This is a genomic window from Cupriavidus sp. UYPR2.512, from assembly GCF_000379565.1.
Taxonomy (GTDB): domain Bacteria; phylum Pseudomonadota; class Gammaproteobacteria; order Burkholderiales; family Burkholderiaceae; genus Cupriavidus.
Window position 1 is genome coordinate 39,214 of the sequence record NZ_KB903162.1, and the last position, 17,499, is coordinate 56,712.

Annotated in this window: 14 protein-coding genes; 1 reads left to right on the forward strand and 13 read right to left on the reverse strand. The window is 70.2% G+C overall.

What is annotated here, in order from left to right; translation table 11 throughout:
• Positions 1–198: 198 nt before the first annotated feature.
• Positions 199–1,104 carry a hypothetical protein gene (locus A3A5_RS0128170; RefSeq protein WP_018313809.1) on the forward strand — a complete coding sequence of 302 codons (906 nt, stop codon included), beginning with the start codon at positions 199–201 and terminating at the stop codon, positions 1,102–1,104.
• Positions 1,105–1,568: 464 nt separating this feature from the next.
• Here the strand turns inward: A3A5_RS0128170 and A3A5_RS0128175 are convergent, their stop codons facing one another.
• The 13 genes from A3A5_RS0128175 to A3A5_RS0128235 all read right to left on the reverse strand — a co-directional run bounded on the left by A3A5_RS0128175 (position 1,569) and on the right by A3A5_RS0128235 (position 17,412).
• Positions 1,569–2,066 carry a GDYXXLXY domain-containing protein gene (locus tag A3A5_RS0128175; RefSeq protein WP_018313810.1) on the reverse strand — a complete coding sequence of 166 codons (498 nt, stop codon included), beginning with the start codon at positions 2,064–2,066 and terminating at the stop codon, positions 1,569–1,571.
• Complete coding sequence (locus tag A3A5_RS0128180) at positions 2,063–3,178, reverse strand: DUF4401 domain-containing protein (RefSeq protein ID WP_018313811.1); 1,116 nt, start codon at positions 3,176–3,178, stop codon at positions 2,063–2,065. Before A3A5_RS0128180 ends, A3A5_RS0128175 begins: the two co-directional genes overlap by 4 nt.
• Positions 3,175–4,209, reverse strand: a complete 1,035-nt coding sequence (locus A3A5_RS0128185) for a DUF2157 domain-containing protein (RefSeq protein ID WP_035813859.1) — start codon at positions 4,207–4,209, stop codon at positions 3,175–3,177. Before A3A5_RS0128185 ends, A3A5_RS0128180 begins: the two co-directional genes overlap by 4 nt.
• A gap of 84 nt (positions 4,210–4,293) precedes the next feature.
• On the reverse strand, positions 4,294–4,734 hold the full coding sequence (locus A3A5_RS0128190) for a hypothetical protein (protein ID WP_157637311.1): 441 nt from the start codon (positions 4,732–4,734) through the stop codon (positions 4,294–4,296).
• Positions 4,731–7,103: a polysaccharide biosynthesis tyrosine autokinase gene (locus A3A5_RS39460; protein WP_018313814.1), complete on the reverse strand. Its 2,373-nt coding sequence runs from the start codon at positions 7,101–7,103 to the stop codon at positions 4,731–4,733. Before A3A5_RS39460 ends, A3A5_RS0128190 begins: the two co-directional genes overlap by 4 nt.
• Positions 7,100–7,897, reverse strand: a complete 798-nt coding sequence (locus A3A5_RS0128200; RefSeq protein ID WP_035813861.1) for a Crp/Fnr family transcriptional regulator — start codon at positions 7,895–7,897, stop codon at positions 7,100–7,102. Before A3A5_RS0128200 ends, A3A5_RS39460 begins: the two co-directional genes overlap by 4 nt.
• 108 nt (positions 7,898–8,005) lie before the next feature.
• Positions 8,006–9,163: a polysaccharide biosynthesis/export family protein gene (locus A3A5_RS0128205; RefSeq protein ID WP_018313816.1), complete on the reverse strand. Its 1,158-nt coding sequence runs from the start codon at positions 9,161–9,163 to the stop codon at positions 8,006–8,008.
• Positions 9,160–10,881, reverse strand: coding sequence for an FAD-dependent oxidoreductase (locus A3A5_RS0128210; protein ID WP_018313817.1), 1,722 nt, complete (start codon positions 10,879–10,881; stop codon positions 9,160–9,162). Before A3A5_RS0128210 ends, A3A5_RS0128205 begins: the two co-directional genes overlap by 4 nt.
• 93 nt (positions 10,882–10,974) lie before the next feature.
• A complete protein-coding gene (locus A3A5_RS0128215; RefSeq protein WP_018313818.1) occupies positions 10,975–12,195 on the reverse strand; it encodes a glycosyltransferase in 1,221 nt (406 codons plus the stop codon).
• Positions 12,192–13,571 (reverse strand): hypothetical protein, encoded by a 1,380-nt coding sequence (locus tag A3A5_RS39465; protein ID WP_018313819.1) that lies wholly within the window; start codon positions 13,569–13,571, stop codon positions 12,192–12,194. Before A3A5_RS39465 ends, A3A5_RS0128215 begins: the two co-directional genes overlap by 4 nt.
• Before the next feature lie 9 nt (positions 13,572–13,580).
• A complete protein-coding gene (locus tag A3A5_RS0128225) occupies positions 13,581–14,780 on the reverse strand; it encodes an acyltransferase (RefSeq protein WP_018313820.1) in 1,200 nt (399 codons plus the stop codon).
• Positions 14,781–14,917: 137 nt separating this feature from the next.
• The gene (locus A3A5_RS0128230; RefSeq protein WP_018313821.1) at positions 14,918–16,216 is read right to left on the reverse strand and encodes a glycosyltransferase WbuB; all 1,299 of its coding nucleotides are present in this window, start codon (positions 16,214–16,216) and stop codon (positions 14,918–14,920) included.
• Positions 16,213–17,412, reverse strand: a complete 1,200-nt coding sequence (locus A3A5_RS0128235; RefSeq protein WP_018313822.1) for a glycosyltransferase — start codon at positions 17,410–17,412, stop codon at positions 16,213–16,215. Before A3A5_RS0128235 ends, A3A5_RS0128230 begins: the two co-directional genes overlap by 4 nt.
• Between the last annotated feature and the right edge of the window lie 87 nt (positions 17,413–17,499).

Consider the following 17,499-nt stretch of genomic DNA (forward strand, 5'->3'; position numbering starts at 1 on the left):
TGCCATGTCCCTTAACACCCAGTGTTTGCTTTGCGTCGCAGCAGGCTTTGAGCAGCGGCTTGGCGTTGACACAGGGAGTTGGTTGCACGCAAATGCGGTCATCGACGACCGGATCAAGGGCCTGACGGCACGCACCGCCATGTCGCTTTTGCTATGCTTGCGCCATCGCCAGACCCGGCTCCCCACGGAGGAAAAGGCTTGATTACCATCAACACTGACAAGCAGTTGGTGCGCATTGACAGCTGGGAGCAAGTACTCGAACGCCCGGGGTTCAACGACAACCTCAACCCTGCGCAACACGAGCTCAGGGCCATCATCGGCCGCTACGTCTTCAAGGACAAGATTCTTTGCGGCCTTTCAAGCTGCCACACCCCGCACAATCGCGGCTACTTGGTCGTCACCAAGGATGGGCTGGAGACGAACCTGGGCAAGGATTGCGGGCGCAATCACTTTGGCGTCGACTTCAATGACATGTCCCGGCAGTTCGAGCGCGACATGACGGAGAAGGAAAATCGCGAAACGCTCTGGAGCTTCCACTTCAAGCTCGATGAGCTCTTTCAGGCCATCGAGGACCTTCGCCGTGGCGATCGCGGCGCCGACTGGGTTCACAAGAAGTCGCGGCCGCTGCTTGAGCTCAACAAGGGCTGCCCGCAGGATGTCGTCCGCCGCGTCGCGGAGCTGCTCAAGACCGGCGGCAACACGATCTTCACGCAGCGCAAAGCGACGGCCAAGGAAATCGAGCTCGAAGAGGAACGGACTGGACGTCGGCTGCCTCGGCCGCACTACGTCGATGAGCCGATCGGGCGGGTCAACTACCTTGACGCACTGCGTCCGGAGAACGACCTGCGCGAGATTCTCGTGCTCGACCTCGACGCCAAGGGCAAGGAGTTCGCCGAGTTAAACGTCGATACCATGACTCACGAGCAGCTCGTCAGGTGGGTGAAGTGGGTTGGGACGGTCGAGGGGAAGCTTGAGCGTGCCCGCGACGCTATCGAAACCGGCCGCCACTTGCTCGGTGAGGCCAATCTCGCCTGCCTAGCGGAGATCATCGCCAAACCAGCGGACAAGGACCTGTGCCTCGACTACCTGCGCTCGTTGGCATAGCGACAAGCGCGCTTGTCTTCCGGCTCCACGCACGCAAATGGCTGTGCCACCTGGACTCCCGAGCCTGGGGGCAGCGGCGGCGACACGCTCCCCGAAAGCGACAATCGACGAACGACGTCAAACGTGTTCGTGCAGGAGCCGTTCGAGCATCGATCGCGAATCCTGGTTTCGAGCGATATCGCTAGGTCGCCTGCTGATTCGACAACTTTCGCAGTGGACGGCCCACTCAAGGGCTCTGAGAGCCCTCAGCTCGATGGACACTTCGGGCTTTGTAGTGTCCATATCTACCGGCCATACGAGCGACACAAGGTATCGCCTAAGTTGTTGATTGCTCAGCCTCTCATTGTGTCCACATACCCATGAATCTGCTAATGCTTTTCAACGTCTGAGCCCGGCAGACCACATGAAAAAGCCCGCTGCGATGCGGGCTTTTTCTATCTGGCGCGAGCGACACCGCTTTCACCTCACAACTTCTCCATCCCCTTCCCCCGCAACCCCACCAGCAGCGCCTGCCCGTCCGCAGCCACGCGGAATTCCCCATACCCGGCCTGCGCGAACCGTTCGCCCTGTCCCTCCTGGAAGAAATACGCATCGGTCGACACCTGCACCTGCGTGCCGCCCCAGCGCGAGCGCGCGATCTGGTAGCGCAGCAGTTGCTCGCCTGCCGCCAGCGGCTCGCCGCCATGCACGCGCACGAAGCTGGCCACGCCCTGGTCGTCGCGCCGGATCACGGCCACGCCGTCGCGGGGAGGCCGGTCGTTTTGCATCTGCGCGGCGCGGATCTGGTTGCCGATGTCGAAATTCAGCGCCATGTAGTCGCCCTGCATCAGCGAGCGCGGGTCGACCGGAGCGAGCTTGAGGTAGACCATATCCCCGCGCGCCAGCAGGCGCTCCTTGCCGGTGATGCCGGCGGCGGCCAGTGCCAGCGTCAGGGCCCAGGCGATCAGGATCCAGCGTTTCATGCGGCCTCCATCTGCGCGCGGCCCAGCAGCCAGTGGCGGCCGGCCAGCAGCAGGACGCCGGCGGCGGCCAGCGTGGCGGACTTGGCCAGCAGGGTCCAGTGCAGCGCCGTGTAATACCAGATGAAGCCGATGGCGATGCTGGCGATGCCCAGGCCCAGCCACGGCATCGACGCTCGGCGCAGCGCCAGCCCCAGCGCGAGCACGCCAGCCACCACCGCGGGTGCGGCCGCCATCAGCGCGCCGAAGGCCACCACGCCAGCAAGGACGGCGCCCTGCATGGCGGGGCTGAGGACCAGGCGGCGGCATTCGGCCAGCGCGAACCCGGCCATCACCAGCGTGGCCAGCCCGCCGGCGACCCAGTGTGCCAGCGGGATACGTCCGGCTTCGGGGCCGCCCAGCCAGGCCATCGGATGGCTCATGCCGGTGACGACCAGGGCGACCGCCAGCGTGAACAGCAGCGTCGCGTCGGCCAGCGGCTCCAGCAACGTATGACGGCCCGCCGCGCACAGGCGTGCTTCGGCCAGCGTGAAGCCGGTCACCAGCGCACAGCCGAGCGGCACCAGCCAACCGAGGGACCACGTCAGCAACCGCCAGTCCCCCGGCTGGCTGCCGGCCAGGACGAGGTGCACGGCGCCTGCCAGACCGATCCATACCCCCAGCCCGCACAACAGCCGGTGCAGCCGGTTGGACACCAGCAAAGCCAGCGCGGCCTCGAACAGCGCCATTCCGGCCCAGAAGCCTGCGCTCTCGGTGACGCGCGTGAAGCCCAGGGCCTCGGCCAGGCCAAACACGGCCATGCCTTGCCCGCTCAGGCTCACGGCAAGCGCGAATTGCCCCGTGGCGATGCCGCCGCCACGCCGGTACAGCAGCGCGGCCAGCGCGATCATGGCCAGTCCGGTCACCGCCATCGCAATGCCGTTCTCGCGCGCGGCAACGAAGACCGTGCCCACCAGGAAGAGCTGGAAGAACAAGGCGCCGAGCCAGCCCGCCGCGCCCATCAGGCAGCGCACCGCCCAGGGCGTATGGGTGTGCGGGGGCGGCTCGCCCTGTACCTCGCCGCGTGCGGCAAGCTGCTGCCAGAGCCGCTGCTCGGTCTGCCGTATGTTTGTCATGCCTGCTCCAGTTGGCTGCGCCAGGCACGCATCAGCCAGGCGGCCGCGCCGGCGGCAAGGCCGATTGTCACCAGCCCGAGCAGCAGGAAGGCGCCGAAGTCATCCTTGCCCTCGAACAGCACCTTGGCGAGCGCGGCTACCGCCAGCACGATGCCGGTCAGGCAGGCCAGGCTCAGCACCACGATGTCGAAGGCGCGCTGGCGGAACCACCAGATCAGGACCGCCAGCGCCGCCACCGCGAGCGCGAAGGCGGCGCCGTCGAAGTCGCTGCCCAGCAGGCTGGCCAGCCCGAGCGAGCCGGCGTGCACGCAGGCCAGCGCAGCCAGCATGCGGCTGCCGGTCTGCCCGCGAAAGCCAAGCGCCGGCGCTTTCGCACATAGCAGCTGCCACAACCCCAGTTGCAGCACCACCGCGCCCAGCAGTGCCAGCGTGGCAGTGCGCAGATAGCGCGTATCGAACAACAGCGCGAACACGCCGTCGACGCCGAAGCGGATGCTGAAGTAGCGCAGCAGCGCCACATTGCCGACCACGATCACCAGCCACCAGTGCGGCGCCGCGCGCGCCGCCAGCGCCCAGGGCACCGCCAGCAGGGCCCAGAGTGCAAACAGTTGCCAGGCATCGGCGCCAGTCTGGTAGGTCTGGCCGATCACGGCCAGCAGCACGCCGGCGACCACCTGCGCGCCGCCCAGTGCGGCGCGTCCCGCCAAGTCGCCAGCCGGGCGCAGCCACGCGAACCCGGCAAGCACGGTGATGGCGCCGGCCAGCAGGCCAAACTTGGAAAACTTGTGCAGATCCTGCCAGTTGAAGGCGAAGAAGACGATCGCGCCGGCACACACCAGTGCGGTGCCCAATGCCATCAGCGCCTGATCGAGCCAGCAGCGCCAGTCGTCAGCCAGCGGCTCGGTCGCGCGCCACGACGGGCCCACTGCGGCGGCAGCCAGGCGCCTCTGCTCGCGCCAAGCCGCCAGCGCCCGCCGCAGTGCGCGACGGCACGACAGAGTCGGTGATCCGGCAATCGGGGAAGGTTGCATGCGGAGGGTCGCTACGCACCAAGGCGACGGAGTTGCAATCCGTCCACTCTAGCAAAGGCGCCCGGCTCTTGCACGCTTGGCGGGTCAAGGCCCGGCACCGCTGCGGCCGCGGCCCGGGGTGTCAGCGGGCGGGCTCTGGCCACGCCGGGCCGACTGCCGCGCGCCGCGCGGGGTCCGCCCCGCCATCCAGGCTGCGATCAGCGTGCCGACCAGGAAGCCCGCCATGTCGATGCCGACGTCAAGCCAGCGCGGATGGCGGTTGATGGCAAAGACCTGCAGCCCCTCGGTCAGCAGGGCGAGGCCGAGCAAGCCGGCGCCGATGCGCGGCACCGGCCAGGCGATCGGGCGCGACGCCAGCAGCCACGCCATGCCGATGAACAACAGGAAGTGCGCCAGCGACGACAATGGGAACGGGGCATGCAGGCCGCGCTCGAGCATGTCGCGCGTGCGCCCCGGGATCTGCGTGCCGACCATCAGCACCAGAACCAGCAGGCCCACCGCGCACCAGGCCAGACGAGGTCTCATGAACGCCCTCCCTCCAGGGCCACGGCGCGGCAGGCTTCCTGCGGCGCGGGCAGCGCCGGCGCATGCAGGCGGCCGGCGGTGCCGCCGAGCAGCGCGCGGCTGTCTGCGTAGCGCGCCTTGTCGTGGCGCGGCGACACGCCGTTGATGACGCCGCCCACCACCACCGCGCCGCTGCGCCCGAGCTGGCCCAGCGCCTGCGCTGCCAGCGCCTGCGGGGTCTCTTGCGCGCGCATCAGCAGCAGGGTCGCGCCGGCCAGGTGGCAGACCAGCATGGCGTCGGCCACCGCCAGCACCGGCGGCGTGTCGACCAGCACCAGGTCGAAGCGCGCCTCGGCTTCCGCCAGCACCTCGCGCAGGCGCGGCTGGCTGAGCAGTTCCGACGGGTTGGACGGCAGCGTGCCAGCGCCCAGCAGCCAGAGGCCCGGCACCGCGGTGCGCCTGGCGGCGTCGCGCAGGCTGGGGCCGCCCGCCAGCACGTCGGCCAGGCCGCTACTGCCACTGATGCCGAAGCAGCCGCCCAGCGCGCCGCGCCGCAGGTCGGCGTCGACCAGCAGCACGCGCAGGCCGGTATCCGCCGCCAGCACCGCCAGGTTGGCGGCGGCAAAGGTCTTGCCCTCGCCCGCGCGTGCGCTGGTCAGCGCCACGATGCGCCTGCCGCGGGGCTGCAGTCCCAGCTGCAGCGCGGCGCGCAACCTGCGCAACCCTTCCACCGCGAGCGCGTTCGGATGCTGGCGGGCCAGCAGGAACTGGTCGTGGCCGGCGCAGCCGGCATCGCTGATGCCGCCCGGCACCTTGGTCAGCACCACGCCGTCGCCAGCCGGGCCGCCGGCTGACAGTTCCGCCGTGCCGCCCGCCGCGCGGTTGCGCTGCGCCAGTTGCCGCTGCTCCGTGCTGAACATCACTTCACAGATCACCGGCAGCGCCAGCCCGGCTTCGATCGTGCCGGCTGACGCCAGCCGCGCGGCGCGCCGCTGCCACACCAGCGCTGCCGCCCACGCCAGCAACAGGCCGAGCACGGCTGCCGCCGCCGTGATCAGGCCCCGAGGCGGCCCTGCGGGCGCGACCGACGGCGTGGCCGCGTCGAGCAGCAGCGCCTCGCTGCCGGCGTCGGCACGCGCCAGCGCCAGCATCTGCGCCTGGCTGCGCAGCAACATATAGGTATCCTCGGCAACCTTGACGTCGCGCGTCAGCGAGACCTGGTCGCGCTCGGCCTCTGACAGCCCCTGCAGCCGGCCGTCCAGGCTGCGGCGGTCGTTGCGCAGCTGCTCGATCTGGTCGTCGATCGCGCGCACTTCCTGGTTCTCCGGCGTGTAGCGCCGCAGCAGCCGGGCGCGCTCCAGCCGCAGTGTCGAGATCTGCCGCTGGTATTCGATGCTGCCGTGCAGATAGGACTGCGCGTCCTGGCTGGGCAGCAGCGAGCCCGCGCGGGCGCGATGGCGCGCCAGCGCGGTCTCGGCCTGCTCCATTTCGGCGCGCAGGCGCGGCAGCTCGGCGGTGATGAAGTCCAGCATGCGCGCGGCCTGCTCCTGGCGCTGCCGGGCCAGTGTGCGGGCGTACGACGCCGCCACCGCGTTGACCACGGCGCTGGCACGCTGCGGGTCGGTGTCGCGCCAGGCGATGCGCACCGCCGCATCGCCGGACGGCTCACGCGCCGGCCACGTGGCCGCGCGGGCGGGCTCGATGCGCAACGCGCCGGCCAATGCGGCCGCCGCCGCCGCGCTGTCGCGCCGTGTCAGCGTGAACTGCGTGTCGGGCCGCGCAACCAGCGCGGCCAGCCGCAGCGACACCTCGCCGCCCCGCGCCAGCGTCCCGGCCTCGCCCTCCAGCAGCTGCTGCCCGTCCGGGGCTAGCAGGCGATAGCGCTGTCCGCCCAGCGCCACCAGCACCAGGGGCTGGTCGAGCAGCGCTGCCGGCACCGCCAGCGCGGCCACCGACAGCTGCTCACCGCCCCAGCCGTACCGCTCCAGCGCCGGCAGCGGCGCGGCCAACAGGCCGTCGCTCCCCGGGCGCACCAGCCACGACCACAGCAGGGCCAGCCACGGCAGGCGCAGCGGCGCTGCCTCAACGTCGAGCCCGTGATCGTGGACCACCGGCGCCAGCACTGCGCGGCTGGTGAGCATGCTGGTATCCAGCTCCGCCGCTTGCGCGCCGCCCTGCCGCGGCGCCAGCCACGGCATCGGAGCGCCGCGCGGCGCGCCGATCAGGACGTCGGCCTGGTAAAGCGGCGGCAACGACCAGGCATAGAGCGCACCGGCCAGCGCGGCCGACACCGTGGCCGCGGCCAGCCAGCGGCCATGCGCGCGCAGCAGCGGCGCCAGCGCGTGCGCCGGCGGCACGCCGGGTTGGGCATCGTGGAGATGGGCATTCATATGCAACTCCTCAGCGCCACGCCTTGTTCCGCATGGCATGGCTGCAGCCTGCCCGCCGCGGCCGTGGCCGCCGGCGCTGCCGGCGGCGGTGGCAACAACCGCGCGTACTCGCGCTTGATCACCCGGTAGCATTCGCAACCCAGCCGCTCCAGCCCTTCGCGGTCGGCCACCGCGATGCGACCGCGGCTGGTGCCTAACAGCCCCAGGTCCTGCATGCGGCCGATTGCCGTCGCTACGCCTTCCCGCCGCACGCCGAGCCGGTCGGCGATGCCCTGCTGCGTGATCAGCAGCTCGCGCGAATGCATGCGCTCCAGCGTCAGCAGCAGCCAGCGGCTCACCTGGTCGCTCAGGGTGTGATGCCGGCTGCAGATCGCGACCTGCGCCACCTGCGTCAGCAGCGCCTGCACGTAAAGCAGGCTGGCCCGGCGCATCGCTGCAGAATGCATGAAGGCATGGCGCATCACCGCGGCCGGAATCCGAAAGGCCAGGCCAGTGCAGCGCACCTCCACCCGGTATGGCATGGAATCGCCCCCGGTAAGGACCGGCATGCCCACCAGCCCCTCCTGTCCGACCACCGCCACCTCGAGGCCGGCGCCCGACTCCGACAGGGCCAGCATCGACACCACCGCCGTGGTCGGGAAATGGACGTGGTGGACACGCTGCCCTGGCGCGCTCAGCACCTGTCCGGCGCGCAGCCTGACCAGTTCCAGCTGCTCGGCCAGCAGCCGGCGGTCCTCCTGCAATAGCGCGGCCAGCACATAGTTCGTTTCCGGCCGCAAAGATTGGCTCTCCATGTCGACTCCCCGTTCTGCCCAGACGATGTTTTCCGCGATCCGCGGTACTGCACGCTGGGGCGTGCGCACGCGGTATGGTTATGGTGGTTGTGCTCAGTGCTCAGGTAATCAGCGCGACAGCTCCTTGGTGAAGAACAGCGTCTGGATGGTCGGCGTGATCTGCTCCAGCACACGGTTGAAGCGCACCGCATCCGAGGTACCCACGTAGACCACGTCCAGCGGCTCCAGCCGGAACTGCGTGGACAGCAACAGCGCGTCGACCTGGCTCATGTCGAGGCGGAACACCTCCGGCGTGGTCGGGCTGTCGCGCATGCCACGGATGATGAAGACCTGGCGGGGGTCGGCGTAGCGCACGTCGATGCTGTTGACCCCGGCCAGCGCATCGGCCACCGTCAGGCGGCCGCGGTTCATCAGCAGTGAAGTCGGCTTGGCCACCTCGCCCAGGATGAAGATGCGGCTGCCAAGCCGGTCGGGCACGTTGACGATGTCGCCGGCCTGCAGCAGGAAGTCGCTGTAGCCGTTGCGCCGGTCGATCAGTGCCTCCAGGTCGAGCTCGTAGACATCGTGGCCGCGGGTCAGCCGCACCCGCTGCACGTCGGCCTCGGGCATGGTGCCGCCGGTGCGCGCCACGGCGTTGATCATGGTCAGCGGCACGTCGGTGACCGGGATCGAGCCGGGGTTGCGCACCATGCCGGTCACGTCGACGCGGCCATGCCGGTAGGCGATCACGCGCACATCGACGCGGGGATCGCGCAGGTCCCGCTCCAGGCCGTGCGTAATCATCCGCCGGACATCCTCGATGGAGCGTCCGCCCGCTTTGATCAGGCCCACTGGCGGGTAATACAGCTCGCCGGTGCGCGACACGCGGAAGCCGTTCTGGTCCAGCGGCAGCTGCGGCTGCGCGGCCTCGGTCGGCATCATCTGCGCGGCGGCGGGTGCGGCCGGCGCGGTCGAGCTGAGCTGCGGATTGAACAGCACCGTCACGCCGAGCACGTCCTGCGGGCCGACCAGGTATTCGTAACGCTCGATGCTGGCGCGCAGGTCGACGCCGCGCGCCGGCGAGACCTGGCTGTTGGAAGCGGCCACGGCGTCGATCTGGGCGCGGATCACCTCGGCGGTGATCAGCCGTACGGGATAGGCCTGCGTGCCGGTCTTGGCGCCGAGGTCATCCTGCAGCCGGCTGCTGTCCAGCGCCGGCCCCGGCGCCCACGAACACGCGGCCAGCACACCTGAAAGCAGGCAGGCCATGACGATCCGGGCGGTCATGTCGGTTCTCCTTCCGGTGCGGCCAGGGCGAGCTTGCGCAGCGCCAGCCCTTCTTCCTCGCTGAGCGCCGGCGTGGCTTCGGCCGGCGCGACGCCGGCGGCGCGCGCGGTGTCGTCCAGCGTGCGAGCCAGATGGTCGCTGAGCCGCAGCGCCAGCGCGGCGATGGTGATGGTGGGAAAGTTCGCGCCGACGGTCGGGAACACCGAGCTGCCGGCGACATACAGGTTGCCGATGCCATGCACACGGCAGTTGCGGTCCACCACGCCATGCCGCGGCGAGTCGTGCATGCGCGTGGTTCCCATGTGGTGCCAAGTCCCTTCGAGCGAGGCGGGCCACGGCTGCCCCTCGATCGGCGGGTCGAGCGTGACGCGGCCCACGCCGGTGCGCTGCAGCTCGTCTGCCAGAAGCGCGAAGGTACGGTCGAAGGTGCGCTGCACCAGCCTGCCGAGGCGCCAGTTCACGCGCACGCGCGGCATGCCGAGGCGGTCGCGCTGGTCGCCCAGCGTGATGCGGCTCTCCGGATCGGGTGCGGCCTCGACAATGGCCTGCATGCGCACGCCCGATATCAGCGCGCTCGGTTGCAGCAGCCGCGTCAGACCGAAACCGACGGTATCGACCGGATGCGCCGCCATGGTGAGCAGGTCGCGGCTGAGCCGGTAGCCGGGCTGATCCTTGCGCAGCATGGCCTGCTTGGCACGGATCAGCGCCTCGGCACCGGCGCTGCCCTCGCCGAAGAACATCGAAAAGAACCAGACCCGTGCATTGAGCAGGCGCTCGCGCGCCAGCACCTCGGGCCGCAGCGCGAACTGCGACGAGATATGCGTGCCGTGCGCGCTGACCGCCGCGTTCTGGTAGTGGTACTTGATGTCGTACAGCTTGTTGCGCGACCACGCCTTGTTGAAATGCACCCAACCCGACATCAGCCGCGGATGGTCCATAAAGTAGCGGCCCACCAGGTCGTTGGCGTTGCCCAGCCCCGCCGGGCTGGCCCGGTTCGAGGCCAGCATCAGCCGCGCGTTCTCGATGCCGCCGGCGGCCAGCACGAAGCGCTGCGCCACCACGCGCAAACGCTTGCCGCACAGCGTGGCCACCGACACGTGGGTGACCGTGCCGGCGTGGGCATCGCTCTCGATCGCGATCACGTTGGCGTGGAGAAGCACCTTGACGCGATCTGCGCTGGCCAGCGCCTCGCGGTACAGTTTGCCGAAACGCACCGGCGGGCTGAACTGCGAGATGGTGTCGCGGATGTTCTCGCCGCTCAGCGGCAGGCGCCGGACATCCGCGCGGCCGATGGCCGCTTCCCACCAGGCCGGGACAAAGTTGTGCGGACCGAGTTTGAGCAGGTCGTGGGTGCGCTCGTAGTAAGGCTTGAGTTCGTCCAGCCCGAACGGCCAGCCGCTGTGCGGCACCCAGTCGCGACGCTCCAGGTCCCACGGGTCCAGCGGCCGGCACCAGCCGCCCCAGCAGTTGCTGCTGCCGCCCAGGTAGCGGCTGCGGCAGCCGTCGGCAAAGCTGTAGGACAGCCCGGCGTTCTCGCCCCGGTACAGGTCCCGTGTGTCTTCGTCCGGCTTGTAGCCACCGCTTTCCAGCACGCAGGCATCGATGCCCATGCGCTGCATCTGCAGCGCCAGCGTGATGCCCGCGACCCCTGCGCCAACGATGCACACCGTGGTGCGCAATGTCGTGTTCTGTTCGATTTGCCTTGCATCGACAAACATAGCGTCGCTCCCTGTTTCTTCTGCCCCCGCCATCGCCCCCTCGCGGGCGACGTCAGCCCCGTCCCGGCCTTCGCGTTCGTACCTCCCACCTTCTTACCGGTTGTCTTCCCCCCCTTGCGCCAGCAAGCGTGCCGCCAGGCCGGCCTGCCGCGGCACGCCGCCCTGCACCACCCGCAACAGGTCCGCGGCCATGGCCTCAACCGTGAAATGCCGCGCGAACACCGCGTGCGCGCACGCACGCATGCGCGCACGCCCCGCGGGCGTAAGCGCGAACCAGTCGCGCAGCATCCGCGCCGTGCCGTCGACGGTGTCTGGCGCGCACAGCCCGGCGCCGCCCTGCACCACTTCGCGCCAGATATTGACCTGCGTCGACAGCAGCCCTGGCAGCCCACAGCCGAGCGCCTCGGCCACCGCAATGCCGAAGTTCTCCTGGTGCGACGGCAGCACGAACACCTCGCTGGCATGGAAGGCGCCCCACTTCGTCTCGTCGCGCAGCATGCCGGGCCAGCTGATCCGGTGCGCGACGCCGTGCGCGCGGGCCAGCTCACGCAGTTCGCGGCTCCAGCCGGCGCTGTCGGGCCCGGCGATCACCAGGTGCGCGTCGGGCACCTGCGCACAGGCCTGCGCGAAGCTCTCGATCAGCACATCGCAGCCCTTCTTGGGGTGGATGCGACCGAGGAACAGCACGATGCGCCTGCCCCGCAGCCCGGGATGCGCGTCCAGGAATCGCTCTGCCAGGCTGGTACCGTCGGCCGCCCGCGCGGGCGGTGGCGCGCTAGTGCCGAAGCTGACCACCACCTCGCGCGCGCGATAGAGCCAGAACGATTCGCGCGCGCGCCGCCGCTCCTCCTCCGCGGTGAACAGCACCGCGCGCGCATCGCGCAGCACGCGGTACTCGGCCCAGGGCCAGTACAGCCACTTCTTCAGGTGCTTGAGCGGATAGGTGCGCCGGAACCACGGGTCCAGCATGCCGTGCGGGAACACGAAGTACGGCACCCCGCTGGCGCGCAGCGCCCGCCAGGCGGCAAAGCCATGGTGCTGCCAGAGCCCGTTGACGATGACCGCATCGAACGCAGGCGCATGGGCGCGCAGCCACGGCAGCAGCTCCCGGCAGTAGCGGTAGCCGCCACGGGCGGGCCCGAGCGCGTGCACATCCGGGCCAGCGCCGCGCAGCCACGGTGCATCCGGTGCGTCGAGCGTCAGCACCGCGACCCGGTGGCCCTGCGCCCGCAATGCAATCGCGCTCTGGCGCACGCACTCGGCAGGCCCGCCCTGGCGCGGATCCAGCGATGGCAGCAATTGCAGGATCTTCATGCGCGGGCTCCTTGGGTAGGTCGCTTGGCGGACGAGGCCGCGCGGGCGAGAGAAAAGCGGGGCAACCGCGCTGGTGCCGCCGGCGGCGCCACGCGCCGCACTGCCAGCCGCTGCAGCCGCATGCAGGAGCCCACCAGCAGCCCTAGCGCAACGCCGTAGACCAGGCCGGCGTAGCGCGGCCCAAGCGGATTGCCGCCGATCGAGGTGGCCGGCAACGCCGCCAGCACCATCAGCGCGCGCCCAAGCACGGGCAGGTACGGTGCGTGCGGCGCATCGCGGCGCCAGCGCCGGTACACCGCGGCGCCCCGCCACAGCGCGAACAGCACCGCGAACGGGAACGCAATGCCGAGCAGCAGCCCGCCGGCGAACAGCTGGTACACCCAGAAGTTGTGTCCCGCGGCCCATTCGTTGATGGCGTAGAACTCCTTCTCGGTCATCTGGCCAGCCAGCGCCATCAGGTAGTCCGGCGAATAGCGGTAGTTGTGCCCATAGCCCTTGCCGAACAGCAGCGCGGTCGTGCTCGCGGTGACCTGGTCGTACTGGTCCTTCATTTCGGCGAGCCGCGTGGCGGTGGTGGGATCGATGCCCGACACCGTGACCTTGGCCGCCGAGATGCGCTGGCTCCAGTGCGCGGCGACGCTGGGAAACAGCGCCGAGCCGATCACCACCGTGCCGCCGATCAGCGCAACGGTGATGACCATTGCGCGCACCACCGACTTGACTAGCTGGCGCAGCGAGGGCGCCCCCAGCCAGGTGGCCAGGCAGAACAGCATTGCGGTGCCTACCAGCAGGCTGCGGGTCACGCTCAGCAGCTCGATCGCCACCGACAGCAGGAACAGCAGCAGCGTCAGCCGCGAGTAGCGCCGCGCCACAACGAACTCGTGCAGCAGCAGGCCCTGGAGTGCAAGGAACACCACCGACACGATGCGGAAGCGCACCGTCTCCAGGCCCCCACCGATCGCCATGCCATAGCCGAAGCTGAACAGCAGCGAAATCACCATGCCGGTGAACATGGCCTTCTCGATCTGCACCACCCGGTCCTGCTGCCAAGGCCGGCACGTTGCCAGGTAGCCGCACAACGTCAGCATGAAAGGCAGCAGCACGCGCAGGTAGTTGCCGAAGTCGTTGCCCTGCAGCAACTGCGGCAACAGGCTGCCCGGCACGGTCAGCATCAGCGCGATGGTCACCACCGTGCGCAGCCGGCTGCCGCCGGCGAAGCGCGGCGCGGTCAGCGCCAGCACGATGGTGGCGGCGATGGCGGGCAGGGTCAGCAGGATCTGCATGATGCGGCTGCCGTTCTCGTCGACGCTCTTGAAATCGAGCGCCAGCGGGCACAGCGCCAGCCAGATCCACAAGGTGGTGAACCGGTTGCGCATGCTGTTCTCCTAGCCCCGCACCGCCCGTGGCGGCAACGTCGCGCCTGCGCGCGCCGGTGCGGCCGGAGCCAGCCGGCGGCGCAACCACCTGCGCACCGGCTCCTCATAGACGCGGAAGACCAGCAGGCTGAGACCCACCGCGAGGGCAAGCACCAGCCACCCTTGCGGTGCGCGCCAGCCCGCCAGCCAGGCCAGGCGCCCCAGCGGCACATGCAGCAGGTACAGCGAGAAGCTGGCCTCGCCCAGCGCGATCATCCAGCGCCGGTGCAGCAGGCCGAGCACGGGTCGCTGCAGCAGCGCAAGCCCCAGGATCAGCGCGCCGAACGGTGGCGACTGCAGGTAGAAAGCCGGCCAGTCACCCGGCGCCGCCAGCGCCAGTGCGGCAAGCGCCGCCAGCGCCGCGCAGGCCAGCGCAAGGCCGAGCCGGTGGCGTGCGTCGGCGTCGAGCGGCAGGCGGACGTGCCAGTGCGCAGCGCACACGCCCAGCACGAACTCGAACAGGTGCGTCAGCGGGAACTGCGCGATCAGGAAACCCGAGCGCGCTGGGGGCGTGGCGACATCGGCCAGCATGATCCACGCGCCCTGCAGCAGCCACAGCAGTCCGCACCAGCGCAGCAGCGCGAGGCTGCCGCGCGCGACGGTCCAGGCCAGCAGCGCCGGGAACAATGCATAGAAGAAGGCCTCGCAGGAGATGCTCCACGCCGGCCCGTTCCAGGGCTGGTTCAGCCCGGCAAACGGCAGCCAGGCGGTCAGCACCAGCAACTGGCACAGCAGGCTCGCCGCCAGCAGCGCCAGGTCAGGCCGGGCCAGGCCGTACCATTCGCGCAGCAGCACGGCATCGCCGCTGCGCAGCAGCCACGCGGTCACCGCCAGCGCCGGCAGCAGCGACAGCAGCAGCACCGGCCAGATGCGCGCGACGCGAGCCGCGTAGAAGGCCCGTACGCCGCCGCTGGCAAGGCTGTCGCGATAGTTGTAGGCCAGCACGAAGCCCGACAACACGAAGAACAGCGACACCGCCGGGCGGCCGCCGTCGGCCGCGGCAACGAACCAGCCAGGTACGGCCACCAGGCCGATCTGGGCGTAGTGGCACAGCACCACCGTCAGCGCCGCCAGGAAGCGGATGCTGGTCAGCGCAGGCAGGTTGCCGCCGTGCACCGGGCGGTGAACTACGCGGCACGTACGCGGCGGGGCCGGCTCGATGGCTGGCATGTCACCTCTCCTCTGCAGGACAAGGGGCACCCCACCGGCGCACGGCGCTGGCAGCGGGGCCACGGCAGGTATGGTTCGCATCCGCCCGGACAGCGATGGCGGCGGCGCTCGGCGCGCGGTCGTAGCTTGGGCATGGCTTACTCCGCTTCCTCCGCGCGCAGCCCGCTGCTGGTGAGTTCAGCACGCGGTGCCGGCTCGGCTTCGGCGGCAGCGCCGCCTGCACGCAGCACACGCAGCCGTGCCTCCAGCCGGCCCAGCACCGCCGGTGCCGACAGCGTGCTTACCGCATAGGCGCGCGCCGCGGCGCCCAGCGCGGCGCGTTGCGCGGGATCGGCCGCGAGCCGGCGGATCGCATGGGCCAGCGCCTCGGCGTCCTCGGGCGGCACGGCCACGCCACGCCCGCTCAGCGCGGCAAACAGCTCGGTCCCGCCCTCGGCCATGGCGACGATGGCACGGCCGCTGGCCAGCATCCCGGTCAGCTTGGACGGCATCACCAGGTCGGCCGCCCCGCCGCGCTGCGGCAGCACGTGAATGTCTGCCAGGTTCAGAAGCTCGTTGAGCCGGTCGGTCGGCTGCAGCGGGATAAAGCGGCAGTTCTCGAGGCCGGCACAGTGGAGTTCCAGCTCTTGCCGGGCCGGGCCGTTACCGCAGAACACGAATACGATGTCGGGCTGCCCCGCCAGGGCCGCGGCGGTACACATCAGCACATCCAGCCCCTGTTTGGCGCCCATGTTGCCGGCGTACAGCACTACCTTCTGGTGCGGGGCAATGCCCAGAAACTCGCGATACGCGCTGGGGCGATCCAGCGGGTGGATGGCGTCGGCATCGACCCAGTTCGGCAGCAGCACGATGCGCGCCGCCGGCACGCCCTTGCGCGCCGCGGCCTGCGTCATCTTCTCTGAGATGGTCGAGACCACGTCGAAGCCGCGCAGCAGCGCGCGCTCCACCGCCAGCGCGGCGCGGCGCGCACCGGCGCCGCGCAGCAACCCGAGTTCGAAGGCGGCGTCGACCTCGTAGTCCTGCAGGTGCAGCCAGGCGAGCGCGCCTGTCAGCCTGGACAGCAGCCAGCCGCCGGGTGCGCTCATCAAGCCGGGCGCGACCACCATCACCACGTCCGGGCGCCACCATGCCTGGGCCAGCAGTGCCGGCAGCGCCGCCAGTGCGAAGCTGCCAAGATGTAGCAGGCGGTTCAGCCCGCCCGGACGCCGCGGCACCCACAGCGGCACCCGCTGCACGCGCACGCCGCCGCGCTGCTCGCGCCGGTAGCGCCACGCGGAGTAGCCGTCCTCGACCCGCCAGGCCGGGTAGTACGGCGGACCACACAGGACCCGCACTTCATGCCCGGCCGCGGCCATGGCCTCGGCCATCTCGGCGGTGTACTTGCCGGTGCCGGTCAGTTCGGGCGCGTAGTTCTGCCCACAGATCAGGATTTTCATTGGGTGCTCCGTGGCGCCTCGGCCTCGGCCACGCCGGGGCGCGCGGACGCAGCCTTGCCCCGCAGCAGCCGGGTGCAGCCGCGGTCGATATGGGCGGCCGCCGCTGCGGGGTCGAAGCGGCGGATCAGGTCAATGCAGCGCTGAGCGGTGGCGCGGGTATCGGCGAATACCTGCACGGCACTGCCCAGCGCAGCCTGCAGCGCGGCCACGTCGCGCGCGGGCACCACCAGGCCGGTCCCGCCCTCCTGCACCAGCTCGGGCACGCAGCCGCAGTTGTCGCTGACCACCACGGGGCAGCCATGCGCCAGCGCCTCATTGACCACCAGGCCCCATGGCTCGCTGTAGCTCGGCAGCACCAGGCAAGTGGCGCGCGCATACTCGGCTTCCAGCGCCGAGTCGCTGACACTGCCCAGCAAGGTCACCGCGTGCTCCAGCCCCAGCGCGCCGATGCGCTCGCTCAGGCTGTCGGCCATCGGGCCGGAGCCGGCCAGCCGCAACGTGGCATCGGGCATCGACGGCAGCAGGCCGGCGAAGGCGTCGAGCAGGCACTCCAGCCCTTTCTCGGCAGACAGCCGTCCGACATAGAGAAACTCCAGCGCCTGTGGCTCCCGCGCCAGCAGCCGCCGGGCCAGTGCCTGCTCGGGGGTATAGCCGTCGCGCAGCGCAGCCGCCTGGCATGGAATGAAGATGCGCTCGCGCCGGGCGCCGAGCGACATCAGATATTCCTGGCTGCGCTCGCCGAAGCCGAAGTAGCCCTGGCACAGCGCGAAGAACAGCCGCTTGGGCAGCGAGGTAAGCAGCCGCCGCGGGCGGTCGCGTCCGGTGGAATCGCAGAACACGGCGCGCCGCTTGCCGGTCGCGATGCAGGCCAGCAGCATCGCCCAGTACTCGGGCAGGTGGTAGCCCGGCAGCACCACAAGCTCGCTGTCGGAGCGCAGCACCTCGGCCACCAGCCGCAGCGTCCGCTTCCAGCGCGGCACGTCCTCGTAGCAGCCCCTGAACAGTTGTCGCATCGGGTATTGGTGCGCGCCGTAGTCGACGCCCGAGAAGCCCAGCCTCATGTGCTCGGTCTCGGCGATGTGCACGATGTGGTAGGCGATCGGACCCTGCCCGTGCAGCCGATGCAGCGCCGAAAAGACCTGGCCCTTGTGGCGCGACCAGACGACGTTGTGGAAGATGGTGACTGAGCCTGACATAACGACTACCCCCCTGGTTGCGTACTTTTTGCCCTTTTCCCTTTTTGCCCCTGCCGCCCTGATGCCGCGCAGGCGTGGCGGGGCCCT